A 15,216-nucleotide genomic window follows, 5' to 3' on the forward strand; every position below is an offset into this window, starting at 1 on the left:
TCAGATATCGAATTTAAAAATCATCTGTGTAATACCTTAGCAATCCAATTCTTCTCAGGTTGCCACCCATATTTTTCTTTGCAAATAAAGGCGGCATAAACTCCATTTTCAGTCCATCTCTTCTTGTGAATATAAATAGCTATAATCCAGGTAACAATTATGAACGCACTGGCAATAGGATGAGACTTACTCATTTCTATTCCGAATATGGTTGGAACCATCGGCCACATATATGCAAGAATTGCGCCAATCCAAAAGCGGCGATATCGCTGCTTAAAATCGCCCTTTTCCTGGATAATCTTATCGTTTTGGCCAAAGAAATCCTTATTTTTGCTTTCAACATTATTATCATTAACGAATTTGTTCTCCGACATATTATTCCTCTCAAATCAATTCTGCGAAACAACTCTGAAGCTCACCACGCTATAGGTATCGTCTTTGTAAGCTTCTCTGAAAAAGTAATCATCCCACTCTTCATTTGTAGGCTTTCTTAATCCGCCTCCAAGTCCTTCAATATATCCGCCATCGACATCAATATAGCCAATACGTGCATTTGGATATACTTTATTTAATCTTCTGGCTAGATTTTTAGTACTTTCATACGAAGATATTCCTCTAACATACAAAGGTCCATTACCATAGATTCTATCTTTGAATACAACGTGATCATCAGGTTCAAGCCATGTTCCAACGGCCCCGTCGCTACATACACATATTAACTGAGGATTGTCGGTATTTCCTTTTTTCCTATCTTCATCAGTAAAAAAGGCATATATTCTATTTGAACCAGCATACATAAAACCATCGTTTTCAAATTCATCATAAGGCACAAAAGATGTCATAAATCTATGGTATCTTTCGTACTTTTCAGGATCATGTTCTTTGTAAAGAAGAAGTGTTGAGCCATATTGATACAGGCCTTTCATATCTGTTGATTCAGTAAGCGTATTGTAATAATCAACATCCTGATGAGACTTCACAAATTCTTCTGCATCATTGCTATATTGCTTATCGGCTTTCTTATTTTTAACCAATCGATATATCGCATAGCCAATTGCGACATACATAATAAGATTAAGCATACCGGCTGCATTACTGGTTCTAAAAAATATAGATGCAATAACAGCTATAGCAATTAACACAATTAGCTTAATATTCTTTTTATCAAGCTTTTTATCAGTTGTCTTTTTATCCGCAGACTTTGAACCTTCTGCTACCATAGGCTTCGGCTCAAGTTTTGTCCCACAGCCGGTACAAAACAAAACGTTATCATCTAATTCTTTCCCGCAATTTGTACAATATCTCAAAACTCATTTCCTCCCATATCCTCATTTCTCTCTCGTCTTAAACTATTACGAATTGAATTTTGAGCAGAACGTTTGTCATCAAATGCATTCCCATCTCTGTCAATATAGTATTCGTCCCGAGTCCTTGAACCTGAAAGAACTTGAATTATCTTGCCAAAATAGCAGATGAAAGCAAATCCAATCAATCCAGGAATAAAAAAGAGTCTAAATGCGTCACCAAAAGGAACTCGCAAAATAACTACGCACAATAAAACACAGATAAATGAAGCAATCCCCGGTATTATTGAGTAACCAATAATCGAACCTATGACTTTAAAAATAAATCCTACTATCTTCGTCAAAAGTGAATCTTTTGAAAAAATGCCTTCCTCATCATACATGCTATCCGCGTATTCCTCTGCTCGATCTGCAAAATCATAGCAAGCTTCTTCAAATGTCAGCATTCTCTCACCTTTTTCATTTCGATGAGCCCTGCTGGGTGCATCCATCTTAGCTCCACATTTGGTGCAAAAACTAGCACCATCCGATAGTTCTTTTCCACATTGTGTACAGAATCTCATAAGAATAATCCTCCATTCCCATTCTGTTATTTCCTCGTTTCTACTCTTATTACAGAGATGTCCCACGGGAGGTTTTAAAAAATTCAAAAAAATTTGAAAAAATTAATACTTTACCCAAATTGCAGGTCTAATAAAGTAATTACTTCCATATGTATCCAGATAGACACTGTTTTTATCAGTTGTTACAGGAACCATCCCCTGGTACATAATAATTTCAGCATTTTCCAGGCTATCACTTTTCCCCAAGCCAGCTCTGTTTCTCAATGCAAATTCATCACTATATTTATCAGACGGATTATAATTATTATGATCTGTACATGCATGCTCTGTTGGATATGTAAAGCATTTATCCTGCAACTCTGTAGCAACAGAATTCCATTCAATCGCACTTAATTCAAACACGCGGTCAACTGTTGTAATAGTCTCGTCATAAAATGTACCATTATCACTTCCATTCCTTACAAAATATGCATCACAATCTGATGAATCGTTATTCACACTGGCAATTTGGTTCTTTTCTTCGTCATTAAATGCTACATTATAGAAATACTCATTAAGAAAATAGCGCTGTAAAGAATTCTTCCAAGTCCTATCTTCCGGTTCTATTCCCTGATACTGAGAATAACTATTTCCGCTTTCCAATATGTATCTGCTAAGTAATAATGCGTAGCCATCTTTCTTATCGCAAACAATCCATTCAATAGGTTCTTTACCATCTTCAGCTATTCCATTCTGCTCATATTCACCAAATAAATAAATTTCTCCATTCTTGGCATTTTTAAGATTGTCAGATACTTTTCCCTCCTCCAACATAGGAATCTGTGTATCACCGTCATATGAATCAAAAACATATTTTTCCATGTAATCTTTGGAATTAAGATTCGGGCGATATGTCCCATAAGCATTTATGTTTGAATCGCTACAATAATACTCTATAGGCGTATCCTCGTTACTAATAATGTAGCTAATCTCTTCCATGTCATCCAGATACAGTGTTAAAGAAGCCTCAGTAGTGCCCAGAAGAATATATTCTCTAACATAACCATATTCAAAAACTGACAAATAATCCTTATTTATGTACTCCTCTGGAACACTAAATGAATAAACTTCATCAATCGAAGTATGTATATCCAACACTTCAACATGGTTATTCTTATCTGGAGTAATAACATTCCCCACCCTGATCTTGTTCTTAACTTCTTTAGGTCCTAATCTTGAAAAATCAAAATACACGGAGTCCTTGTGAACTTCTTTCTCCCCATTCCCGGCACTACCATCATTTGGTTTATTTTCATAAAATACTTTAATATCACACCAACCACTTCCTATGAAATAACCATCTTTGATTTCTAACGTTACTACTGCGCTATCATCTACATATTCAACATATTCTTCTATATACTCATCATAATTAGTTTCATCAATTTCCGTTTTAGTAATACAGTTGTAAAAAACATCTGCCGGCATAAAGGTAAGTGACGTATATTGTTCATCCTTTATTTTTTCAATGGCAAGCCTTTCATCAATGGAAACGCTATGCTTAAATTTATCAATATCTAAACAATCTGATATTCTTTCACTTAAAGGCATATCCATAAAATTCATATTTGTTTCCATTCCATTTAGGTCACTACTTTCCCATTGATAATCAGACTTAAACAAAGAAGATTCATGAACAAATCCATTCTCGTACAACCTTCTCATCACGATACCATCTGTCATATCTATATAGCGTATGGTCTGTCCGTCCTTATTTGTTTTTTCAATCCAGACATCTTCAGGGATATCCATCTCATAAATTGTCCCCTGCGCATCATACACAGTAAACTCATCCAAAGTATAAATATCCTCAACTATGCATGGCTCGTCATCATATTCAGAACGACCGTAGTTTATATATTTATTGCCTAGTATTTCCTTACATGACTCGATTCTGTGGTTACGATAACGATCTTCATCGGCAATCTCTGATCTTATAACACTTCCGGTATCAGGATCACTAATATTCCTAAGGTCAGAAATACTGTAATTGACACAAAACCTTACTTCATCCTCTACAGAACTGATTACATTATCATTTTTAGGTGCAAAAACATATAATAAATGTTCATAATCACTTTCTGGGTCCTGCTCTTCTCTTACTTCAAAATAGTCCGACCAATTATCCATGTTGATCTCTACTTCATCGAAGTAGCCGGCAAATTCAGCAAATGAAATAGCATTAGGAAAATAATCCTTGTAGTTGTTCCCATCATATGGTTCTGATGCAATATCCGGCTTTAATTTCTCTGTTCCAACTATATCTGTAAGAGTTCCAGCTCCACTACTTTTTGATTTACCTTTTTTACTGCTATGTCCGCCACATCCTGTTACAGCCATCGCAAATACTAAAAATATAATCAGTGCTCTCCATTTTCTATTCATAACCTATCTCCTTAATTCACCTTAATAATCCCGGATTTCACTGTTCCATCAGCGTAAATAAAATCTTCCAATCGATTCGAATCATAAAACTCTCCATATGGAACTTTATGAGTACCGTTTGATCCAAAAACCTCATTTTGCTTTACAACAATATTGTTTCCATCACGAACAAATATCTCGCTAAGCCTCTCGCTATCCTTCCTGCAAGCGCTTATGTAAGTATCTCCTGTAGCAGATGCTTTTTTCACGAGACTTAGCTGTTCCGCACTATAGTTCAAGACAAGCACTTCATCTTCTTCTGTATAATCAAATCCTTCACTTACATCGCCTGCATAATTGTCTACATCGGGTATTGGAATGAGAATATCACTATGCCCATCGTTTTTATCAATATCCATAATCAGCATCGTTATCTTAGGTATCCCATAAATATTATTTCCGTGATAATCTTCTATATGGCAATACGCTTCCTCCAAAGCTGACTTTACATAATTGTTATAGTCTGAAGAATATTTATCACTCTCAAGACTTTTAACCATGCCATATGCGCTATTCATATATCCCCTGTATGCTTCCGAATAAAGTGCTGTTATATCAAATCTGTCACCATTTATTTCAATATAGTATTCAGGCTGATACACTTGTTCAAAAGATTCATATTCTTCATACCAAACTTTAATCTCGTCATTTTTACCATCACCATCTATGTCTACCTTGGCTGATTTTCCAACATGCATGCCACCGGATGGAGTAGAAGTTTCATCATTGTCAGCCCCATCTACTTCATTCTTTTTAGCATCATTTTGGTCATAAGTATCTATTTCTTCACCATTTTGTTCACTGGCTTTTCCCAAATCCTCATGGCCATTTTTTTCTATAATTGGTTTAGCCACGCCAAGCACAACCAATAACGCTATAACTGCGCCAACTATTTTAAATACTATTGGTTTTATTGCTGCCGCTTTTCCAACTTTTCTGCTACTTACAGGCTTATGGGTATCGGTATTGTTATTTTTCCTAACTTTCTCCGCCTCATTACCACCCTTGGAATGGCCTGCTTCTTTCTTTTCTGATATAAGCGTTTCTGCATAAGCTGCCTTTGATGTATTCTTGAAAAATAGTGACAACAAAAGAGGTACGATGATAACACTGTGAATCTTGATACCATTTTTCTTTTCGAACTCTTCTACCGCCGCAGATACTTTTTTTCGGGAATAGTTAAGTCTACTCTTTATGGTATCTTCAGGCACTTCCTGCAGTTCTGCTATCTGCTTAACGCTCAATTCTTTATAGTAATAAAGAACTACCGCTTCCTTTTGAGCCTGAGGAAGGGCATCAATTATATCTCCCATGATGTTCATAAGTTCTTTTCGATCATAGGCAGATTCCGGAACAATCTCTATATCCTTATTCTCAAGGGTATCGACAAACTCCGTCTCTTCTTCTGAAACATCTGAGAAATTAGTAGGTTTCTTTTTAACCAAGAAATTTTTGCAGGTGTTTACTATGATTACATCCAGCCAAGGACCAAAATCTTTGGATAAGTCAAAGGAATCTATATGCTGCATTGCTTTCATAAAAGAATCCTGGTACATATCCTCCGCATCTTCTGCGGTTTTAACGTACTGTCTGGCTATGCTTATTCCTTTTGCCCTGTAGTATTCATAGATTTTTCCGAAGCTTTCGGTATCACCGTTTTTGGCAGCTTCTACTATTTTCTTAATATCAGTGATTTTTTCTTCCATGTTACTGTCTGCATTTTCCTTTCCATAAATAATTCAACTGTAATTTACTTATTGCTAAATAAATTACAGTTGAACTTATCAAAAGGTTTTAATAATCGCGAGTGCCTCCATGCTTCCTGTGCGCCTGGATTAATTATTACTCCACTTAAGGTTATTTTTTTGGCAATACTCAGCCATAACTGATCCCTCCGGCGTATGAACAGTTACTTTTGTGTCCGTATCAAAGATAGAACCCTCTAGTCCAAATACCATATTCTTGAGTCTTGGAATGTAAACATCTTCAAGACTAGAGCACCCCTTAAAGGAACCACCGGACAATATCTGACTCGGTTCATTATCCTCATTATCACGCCATACTGCTTTCTTCAGAGATGAACAGTTTTCAAAGGCCAAATAATTAACTGACGTAACTTCTTTAGGTATTTCAATTTCCTCAAGGCTCGTGCATCCTGAAAATGCCTTCATCCCAACTTCATAATCTTTAACCTGAGAAACATCGATTTGAATGTCTACTTTTTTTAGCGAAGTACAATCCATGAAACATTCGGAAGGTATTCCACTCGAGGCTTCCCATGTTTCTTGAGTGAGAATCATCTCTTCAAGACTACTGCAGCCTTTAAATACTTGCTGGTTAAGGCTGGTCTTTTCAGGGATATCAAATTTTCTTATTGCACTGCAGTTTTCAAAAGCTCCCATGCTAATGCTATGGTACCAAGTTGTAGAAAAAAGAAATGTATCTACAGTTGAATTCCATTCAATTGTTTCAAGCATAGTGCAATCTTTAAATGCATTTCCTAAGATTGTCCCGCATTTGCTTGGGATTCTGACTGATTTTAATGCCGTGCATCCCATAAATGCTTCTTCACCAATACTTGTACACTCATCATCGATATCAATTTCTGTCAGGCTTGTATCCTCTTTAAATGCTCCCTTTCCCCAATTTAAATAAGCACCTTTAATATGAACAGTTTTAAGATTCTCACATCCTGCAAAAGCATCTTCTTTCAATGAATACTTGTTTGCTAAGCTTCTGTATTCATCGTAGTCCTTTGCTCCAATAATTGTTACCTCCTCAAGATTGGTGCATCCATAGAAAGCCTTGTTATCTACAGCTACCCCTTTTATTGTAACGGAGCGTATTTTATCATTACCCGCAAAAGCCTCAGGAGCAATATAAAAGTCTTCATTTGAAATGTTAGGTGTAATAACAATATCTTCAGCATCTCCAATATATTCGGAAATAACTGTGTAGTTTTGATATCCTATTGTTGAAAAAACAAAAGCTTCAGCGGGAGTAGGCACAAGTTTTTCTTTATTTGCATCTTCATTACCCTTATCATCGTTTTCATCTGATGAAATCTCCAAACCACTTTCTGAAATAATGCTTGCTATCGCCTTTTTTATTTCGGATTCATCAACGGACGCAGTCTCCATTATGAATTCACCTGCTTTAAGCTTTTCTGATTTCTTTTCTAATTCCTTTAAGGACTTGTCTCGATCCGGCATCTTAGTAATTATTTCGTATGGCCATCCATTTTTTTCAGCCTCTTCAGAAGCTATAGAGTCCTCATAAGTATAAATTGTTGCCCTTTTAAAATCAGAACCGGAAGCATTGTTATTCCACTCTCTAAGCCTTGGAAGATATATACTCTTGGCTGATTTTCTTACTTCATAACCCCAAATCACCTTTTGATTTGGATGATTTTCTCCGCTGTCTCTCCAGATAACCTCCTCTATAGATAATGGAAAATCAGACATATCCAAAACTTCATAATTTCCGGGAACATCCAGCTTTACAAGATGTGTGCAATTCTCAAAGCCTTTTAACTGGGCTTTATCCTGTCCTTCTTTAATAACAACGTTCGTAAGGTTAGGGTTATCGCAGCCTCCGTCTACAGTTGTTGCGGTAGATGGAATTACTATAGTTTCAAGGTTTTTATTGTTATCTGATCCATCTATTTCAGAGTATCCCTCCGGAATACGGAGTGCTTTAATTGAATCGCATCCTATAAATGTGGGTGAACTTTTAAACATTTCGCCTGTTTCTATTATGCAACTGGAGAGAGAAGGACAATTTCTGAAGGTTATATTTTTAGATGAATAGTTGCTTTTATCATTTCTTATTTCATCGCTTGTCACCCACTCAAATCGTTTAAGGCTAGGACAGTTCATGGTTTCACCAAAAGAAGCTACTCTATCAGGTAAAATCAACTCCTCGAGTACAACACAATTAGAAAATGCATTACTTGATATTTCCAGCTTAGTATCACCTGATTCTATTGTTACTTTTTTTAAATTAAAGCAACTATCAAAAGCCCAAGCTCCAATTTCTGATACCGAAGAAGGAATTACAACGCTTTCTATACATTCATTTTTCTCAAAAGCTCTTCCTGCAACTCCGAATATTGAAATTCCTTCATATTCAGATGGAATTACAATATCCTTATCAGTGCCATTATATTTTTCAATATAATATCCTTTTCCAGCTTTCTCCAAAGTAAAATCTTCTATTGGTGTTGTCTTATCGAAAAGTTTATTTATTGCACTCTTTTTTTCGGTTTTGTATTCTTCTGATTTTTCCTCAGTTTTTTCTTCTGATTTAGCAGTATCTTTTTTAGTTTCTTCGCTCTTTTTTTCTTCAATATTGTTATTATCGGTAAACCCCCCTACTTTATGGCCGATTTTACTTATAGCAAATGCACCAACAACCAAAAGAATAACTATACTTACCGCTATTAAAAGCACAGCTTTATTACTTTTCTTCTTATTTGTATTAACTTTATGCTCTTTTTTATCTGCATTCTCAGTAAAAGCGGTTCCGCAATTAGTACAGAATTTAGTGCCAGGTTTTATCTCTTTCCCACAATGAGTACAATATCTCATAAATCCTCCATTCTTACTGCCTAATTAGTAATCATTTTCAAAGTTAAAATTAAATCTCTCAGCATGCTCCTCCATGGCAGAATTGTGTGGGGTATGAATTGTGACATTAGAAGTTCTGTCAAAGATATCTTTGGTATATGATGTAGCTACAGGCTTTTTTAAAGCCGGAAGATATACATCAGTCAAATTTGTACATCCAATAAATACCTCATCAGAAATAAATTTTTCTTTATCAAGATCGTCTCTATCATTCCATACTACTTTCTTAAGAGAAGAGCAGTTTTTAAAGGCATGCTTCTTTACGTACTTGAAATACTCTGATATCTCTAATTCTTCCAGACTAGTACACCCTTCAAAAGCACTTTCTCCTATAGATTTTTCGTGATAGCCATATCCATCATCCTCACCATTTAAGGCTTCATCATAAATAGTCACTTTTTCCAAAGAACTACAGTCTTTGAAACATTCAGCCTGAATACCATTGGAGCAGCCACATGTACCTGCTGGAATAATTACTTCCTTTAAACTAGTACATCCCATAAATGCCCCTCCGCACACGTCTGTTCTGTCTGGTATATCAAAACTAGTAAGAGACGAACAGTTAAGGAAAGCTTTTCCTCCTATAAAAGCTTGATTGTATGTTTCGCCATATCCAAGATCTTCATACTTTATAGATGTATCGATGTGGGTCTTCCATTCCACTGATTCCAAAGACGTGCAATCGGCAAAGGCTTCGCTATAAATTGCTGAACATTTATCAGGAATCTTAATGCTCTTAAGAGCTGTGCATCCCTTAAACATCTGAGCCCCAATAAATCGTATATCTTCACCGATTTCTACTTCTGTTAAGTTAATATCGTTAGCAAACACCCCGGATGAAGATTGGCAATATGAGCCTTTTACATGGACAGATTTTAAATTACTGCAATTTGCAAAGACCTCACTATATAACATAGTTTGGTATTCAAAGTCATCAGAATCACATATAACAGTAACCTCTTCAAGACTTGGACAACCTTCAAATGCTCTATCGTCCACAATTACATTACTTACCGTAACAGATCGAATAGTATCGTTTCCGGCAAAAGCCTCTTTGCCTATTGTCAATCTTCCATCACAAAGGGTAGATGAAATCACTATGTTTTCATCAGTTCCCTTATATCCTGTAATGATTCTTGATCCGTTGGTGTCCTCTGAAAACTCAAAGTTCTCGCTAGGAGTTGAAGCAATATCTGTTTTTTCTTTTTTGGTACTTATCTCTTTTATTTCTATGTAGTTACCACTATCTACGTCTTCCGGTGATTCTTCCGGTGATTCTTCCTGTATTTCTTTAACGTCCTCTTCTTTTTCTACCTCTTCCGTTTTTTCCGTAATGATTTCTGTTTCTTTTTCTTCCGCCTTAGCTTCTTCGACGTACTCTACCACTACGTCATCAGAGTCTTTCTTCATTATCTTGTTAAATCCAAGCAAACCTACAGTTAAAACAATTAGCAGCACTAATGCTCCCAAAATCATCCCTTTGGGATTTTTCTTAGTTTTAGTTTCCTTTATCTCTTGCCCACAGCTTGTGCAAAACTTTGATCCATTCTTTATCTCTTTTCCGCAATGAGTGCAGTACTTCATAATTCCTCCACATCAATTCCTTTTTCAAATTTAGTCATAATATTCAAAAATCTCTTCGTGGGTATACCAGCCATTAACAGCTCCATGGGCTATCGAACTATCCTCATCCACGTAAACTTTAATCGATCTTGAATCGCTTCCGGAAGCTAAACTTTGTACAAAAGAATCCAACGCAAACTGGTTATCAGCTTCAATCACCATTCCTTTTGGGAAATAGATCTCTATATCACATCTACTAGCTATGGCAACTGAACTTGATATTGTCTGATTAGGAAAATCTTCTCCACCTGTTTCCCACCTAAATAAGCTCAAATTATCAAAAACAAAGTCTGATTTTACTGACACATAGTTTTTGGGAATGAGTATTTCTTTTACATCACCACAACCATGGAAGGCCGCTCCGCCTATTGAAGCAGGATTTTTTCCCTCCTTAAATTCAATACTGTCAAGGCTCTTGCATCCCCAAAAACTATATTCGCCTACGTTTTCTACCGTAGAAGGAATAACTATTTTTTTAATAGTTACGCAATTCTTAAATGCATTCGCCCCAATAGTAACAAGTCCCTCATTAAGATCTATCTTTTCAAGATTATCGCATCCATCAAATGCTCCACCGCGGATTTCAGAAACACTATCTGGGAAGCTTACCGTTGTCAGTTTGTCACATTCTAAAAATGCCTGGGATGGTATTTTACTAATATCCATGTCGATAGTAGCTTCTTTAACTCCGGATTGTCTGAAAACCTCATTGCCAAAAACTATTTCGCCTTCCACCGTTGCCTTTTCCCACTTAAATGTAAAATCTCCAGACTCATAAAAAGCTTTGTCACCAATAACAAGATAATTTCCGGGAATATCGATTTCTCCGGATATTTTTTTACATTCCTTAAATGCGCTTTCTTCTATCGCTGCAAGCGCATTTCCGGACAAAAAGATTACTTTTTCTAAATCCTGAGATTCCCAAAAACAGGAAGATCCGATTCTTGTAACTGTTGATGGAATCGTAATTTCTTTTAGCTTTGTTGTCTTCTTAAAGGCATTTTCGTCTATATATTGAAGGCCTTCGGGCAAATATATTTCCTTTATTGCGCATTCCTCAAATGCACTGTCCCCTATTTCTTCAATAGTATCTGGAAGAATCACTTTATCGAGCGTTTCCTCCATAAATGCACCATCGCCAATTTTCGTCACAGGATAACCTTCTATATAAGAAGGAATCGTCAACTCAAAATCGTGTCCTTTATAATCAGTTATACAAACTTTTTCTTTACGTATCTCGTACTCATAATCACTGATTGCTTCTATTTCTTTTTGTGAAACCTTTTTCTCTTTTGATTTTGTTTTCTCAACTACTTCCTCTGTGATAATTTCTTGGCTTTTTTCATTAGCAGTAATCTTTTTTTCTTCTTGCCCACCTTTATGTGGCTTAATTACTATGACTACAGCGATAAGTACAATTACTACTCCCCCTGCCAACGCATACTTCTTTACTTTATTATTCTTTTTTGAAGGAATGTTCTGAACATCTGTTTTTGCACCACAGTTAGTGCAAAACATAGCACCTGACTTTAATTCTTTCCCACATTTCTTACAGTAAGCCACCTTAAAAATATCTCCTTTAATAAACGTTAATCATAAAACTCAAACACAAAATCTTCAGGGTGATCATAATACGATTCATCAGCAACTAGTGGATTATCTCTATCAATATGAATTGTCGCTTTGAAGCCATAGGCAGGTTCTGCTCCCCACAAGTAATCATCTACATGGCCATAATAGCCTCTTTCCGTATCTTCTTTATACTCAACTCCATATGGAAGGTACAATTCAAGATCACATTCACGACTTTCACCTTTAATCTCGCCTAGCAAAACATGTTCATAATTCGATTTTTTGTCACCTTCCCATTTAATGAGAGTTAGGTTTTTTTCATTTGGTAAATATACAGAAGTATAGTTTTCCGGAATGACAATCTCTGTAAGCGGACACGCAGTAAAAGCGCCTTCTGAAATACTTGCTGCCTTTTTTCCCTCTTTAATCGTTACATTCTTTAATTGTGTGCAATTAGCAAATGCATTTTCACCTATTGATTCCATAGTTGAAGGGATTACTATATTGGTCAGATATTCACAACCCCAAAATGAAGACGAGCCAATCGAAACTAAGCCTTCAGGAAGATTAATTGTCTCCATATTTATGCATGACCCAAATGCTGAATCGCCTATAATTTCAACGCTTTCAGGCAATTTCACATTTAATAATTCTTGGCATGAATGGAAACAATATGCTTCTACTTCCGGTACCTTCATTTCAATACAAACATCAGTTACTGGGCTTTCGTAAAAAGCATATTCTCCCAACCTAATTCTTCCGTCTACAGAAGCTTTTTCCCACTTAAAAGAATTGATAGCAGCTTCTCTGAAAGCTTCCTCTTCAATTACCAAATAATTCCCCGGAATAACTACGTCAGTTTTCAAGTTAGAACACATTAAAAATGCACCTTTTCCAATAACTGCCGCCTCTTTACCTTCTTTAATAGTTATGCTATTTATATTTGAATTATTAAAGCAACCCTCTCCTATCAATGTAACAGTTGATGGAATCTCTATTTTGCTTAAATTTTCTGTCTTTGCAAACGCGCTTTTCCCAATGGTTTTTACTCCCTTAGGAAGCTCAATGTCACTTAATTTACAACTACTAAACGCATAATCTCCAATTACAGTAATTCCTTCCTTCAAGACAACCTTATCAACCTCTGCTTGGGCAAATGCTTCTTTAGCAATTTCTGTAACCTTAGTTCCCTCAATCTTGTTAGGAACCGTTACCTCTTTATCTGTTCCGGTATACTTGGTGATTCTTACACCATCACTGGTTACGTCATATTTGAAGTTAGAAACATCAGAAGCTTTTTTGTCGTTATTCTTCTTTTTATCAGGATCATTGAAACGTTCCTTAGATGATTCATCCTCCTTTTTAGAAGATTTTTTCTCTGTCTTAGTCTCTTTTTCATCAACCTGAGTTACTTTTTTATTATCTGATTTATCCTCAGTTTTATCGTGCGATGAAAAAACATTTTTCCCAATCAGGATAACAACCAATGCAGCTGCAATGATAGTAATAAGTGCTACCGGATTTATCTTTTTGCTACTCTTAGCTGATCCTATACTACTTGGACCATCCTCCAACTTTGCTCCACATTTAGTACAGAATTTCTTGTTTCCTTCTATTTTCTGTCCACATTTAGTGCAGTACTTCATTTTTTATTCCTCCGATGAATCTTAATGCTGCAAATTATTTACTCGACAGGTTTTCCGCACACTGAGCAAAACTTGGCATCTGCATCAAGCTCTGTTCCGCATTCTTTACAGAATTTCTTAGTATTTATAGTTTCCTTTGCCGAATTATTAGCCGCCTCTTCAGATGATGGTTCTTCTATCTTAGGTTCTTCTTTTGGTAATTCAGCGCCACAACTTCCGCAGAACATTTCATCATCAGCTACAGGCTTTCCGCATTTAGGACATACTTTTCCGGTTCCTCTTGCATTTCCGGAATTCTGCTGTTCACTTTTTTCTGTAAGCTGTACTGCAGCAATCTCAGCCTTCTTTTGTTCAATCTCTGCTTTTAACTGCTCAATCTTGGCATAATTCTCTGTGATAGAGGAAACAAAGCCTGACAGATCTGATTCAGCGTCATCTTTGTGAATCTCATAGTATTTAGTTCCGAGCTGTTTAAATAAATCATTTATCTCTTTTTCAGTATTTGAAATTTGCTGGTTAAGTGAAAACACATCAACGTTTCCCTTTGTCTTCTCAGCAACACCTGAAGTAAACTTTGATACACTATCTAAAAATCCCATTTTTTTCTCCCTTCATAATGGTAATTATCGTTTTTGCGCATATATTCTAGCACGTCACCGCCCCTACTTGTCAATAATTTAGGGTGCCAAAAAGCCAGTAAATATGCGGTTTTTTCAAATTTAATTTCATTTTCATTTTATTTTTACAAACTTTATTTCATATACATGTTTTCCTTCCTTCTTTTTTGTTTTTCTACTCTTATTACTAATGAGGTTTAAGGTAGGTTTTAAATATTTAAAAAAATTTTTTTAAAAATCTTTTGCTGTTATCCTACATCACAGTTAATCCCACATTTATCCAATTTGAATCGCCAACCAATAGAAATTGCTTTGGGCATATAGCGCTTTTGAAAGCTTCCAGCCACCTCTGATTTTTACTACTTTGTCCTTATAGCTACTTTTTGAGAGGCCAGCCACCTCTCATGAAAGTTCAAATGGGCATATAGGCCGATTTCAAGGCTCGGGCCACCCGTTAAAAGGTAAACTACTACCCATGTCAAGGACAGTATTTGAAATTTACACCCATTTTTTAGACCAGCATCTTCTTTGGATATTCTCCGGTTTTTATGTATCTGTAGTATTCATTTGGTGATAGTTTATTAAGACTAAGTTTATATCGGTCATTGTTGTAGTAGTCAATCCAATCATCTATGGCGTTTCTTATGTCATTTACAGAATTCCATTTACGTGATTTTATGCCAAGCTCCTGTTTCATATGTCCAAAAAAACTTTCCTGTGGTGCGTTATCCCAACAGTTACCCCGGCGAGACATTGATTGACGTAAACCATAATCATTGACTATTTTCCTAAATGGAACG

General features: G+C 36.0%; 11 protein-coding genes. All 11 read right to left on the bottom strand.

Annotated elements, in window-relative coordinates:
• Positions 1–20: 20 nt before the first annotated feature.
• Positions 21–374: a hypothetical protein gene (locus tag G585_RS0113895; protein WP_022775803.1), complete on the bottom strand. Its 354-nt coding sequence runs from the start codon at positions 372–374 to the stop codon at positions 21–23.
• A 15-nt stretch (positions 375–389) separates the two neighbouring features.
• The gene (locus G585_RS0113900) at positions 390–1,307 is read right to left on the bottom strand and encodes a zinc-ribbon domain-containing protein (RefSeq protein WP_022775805.1); all 918 of its coding nucleotides are present in this window, start codon (positions 1,305–1,307) and stop codon (positions 390–392) included.
• Positions 1,304–1,867 carry a zinc ribbon domain-containing protein gene (locus G585_RS0113905; protein ID WP_022775806.1) on the bottom strand — a complete coding sequence of 188 codons (564 nt, stop codon included), beginning with the start codon at positions 1,865–1,867 and terminating at the stop codon, positions 1,304–1,306. Before G585_RS0113905 ends, G585_RS0113900 begins: the two co-directional genes overlap by 4 nt.
• Positions 1,868–1,969: 102 nt before the next feature.
• A complete protein-coding gene (locus G585_RS19135; protein WP_022775808.1) occupies positions 1,970–4,291 on the bottom strand; it encodes a DUF6273 domain-containing protein in 2,322 nt (773 codons plus the stop codon).
• Positions 4,292–4,302: 11 nt separating this feature from the next.
• Positions 4,303–6,036, bottom strand: a complete 1,734-nt coding sequence (locus G585_RS0113915) for an RNA polymerase sigma factor (RefSeq protein WP_022775809.1) — start codon at positions 6,034–6,036, stop codon at positions 4,303–4,305.
• Positions 6,037–6,165: 129 nt separating this feature from the next.
• On the bottom strand, positions 6,166–8,919 hold the full coding sequence (locus tag G585_RS0113920; protein WP_022775810.1) for a leucine-rich repeat domain-containing protein: 2,754 nt from the start codon (positions 8,917–8,919) through the stop codon (positions 6,166–6,168).
• Between the two features lie 24 nt (positions 8,920–8,943).
• A complete protein-coding gene (locus G585_RS0113925; protein ID WP_022775812.1) occupies positions 8,944–10,542 on the bottom strand; it encodes a leucine-rich repeat domain-containing protein in 1,599 nt (532 codons plus the stop codon).
• A gap of 30 nt (positions 10,543–10,572) precedes the next feature.
• Positions 10,573–12,144: a leucine-rich repeat protein gene (locus tag G585_RS0113930; protein ID WP_022775813.1), complete on the bottom strand. Its 1,572-nt coding sequence runs from the start codon at positions 12,142–12,144 to the stop codon at positions 10,573–10,575.
• A gap of 26 nt (positions 12,145–12,170) precedes the next feature.
• Positions 12,171–13,799 carry a leucine-rich repeat domain-containing protein gene (locus G585_RS0113935; RefSeq protein WP_022775814.1) on the bottom strand — a complete coding sequence of 543 codons (1,629 nt, stop codon included), beginning with the start codon at positions 13,797–13,799 and terminating at the stop codon, positions 12,171–12,173.
• A 38-nt stretch (positions 13,800–13,837) separates the two neighbouring features.
• Positions 13,838–14,398 carry a zinc ribbon domain-containing protein gene (locus G585_RS0113940; protein ID WP_022775816.1) on the bottom strand — a complete coding sequence of 187 codons (561 nt, stop codon included), beginning with the start codon at positions 14,396–14,398 and terminating at the stop codon, positions 13,838–13,840.
• A 529-nt stretch (positions 14,399–14,927) separates the two neighbouring features.
• Positions 14,928–15,216: IS3 family transposase (locus G585_RS19410; protein ID WP_034481091.1), on the bottom strand; the 289-nt coding region annotated here is incomplete at its 5' end.

Source organism: Butyrivibrio sp. AE2015 (genome assembly GCF_000420825.1).
Classification (GTDB): domain Bacteria; phylum Bacillota; class Clostridia; order Lachnospirales; family Lachnospiraceae; genus Butyrivibrio.

Excerpts from the sequence above, each read along its gene's own strand:
- G585_RS0113895 (WP_022775803.1), bottom strand. The coding sequence starts at position 374 with ATGTCGGAGAACAAATTCGTTAATGATAATAATGTTGAAAGCAAAAAT.
- G585_RS0113905 (WP_022775806.1), bottom strand. The coding sequence starts at position 1,867 with ATGAGATTCTGTACACAATGTGGAAAAGAACTATCGGATGGTGCTAGT.
- G585_RS19135 (WP_022775808.1), bottom strand. The coding sequence starts at position 4,291 with ATGAATAGAAAATGGAGAGCACTGATTATATTTTTAGTATTTGCGATG.
- G585_RS0113915 (WP_022775809.1), bottom strand. The coding sequence starts at position 6,036 with ATGGAAGAAAAAATCACTGATATTAAGAAAATAGTAGAAGCTGCCAAA.
- G585_RS0113920 (WP_022775810.1), bottom strand. The coding sequence starts at position 8,919 with ATGAGATATTGTACTCATTGTGGGAAAGAGATAAAACCTGGCACTAAA.
- G585_RS0113925 (WP_022775812.1), bottom strand. The coding sequence starts at position 10,542 with ATGAAGTACTGCACTCATTGCGGAAAAGAGATAAAGAATGGATCAAAG.
- G585_RS0113935 (WP_022775814.1), bottom strand. The coding sequence starts at position 13,799 with ATGAAGTACTGCACTAAATGTGGACAGAAAATAGAAGGAAACAAGAAA.
- G585_RS0113940 (WP_022775816.1), bottom strand. The coding sequence starts at position 14,398 with ATGGGATTTTTAGATAGTGTATCAAAGTTTACTTCAGGTGTTGCTGAG.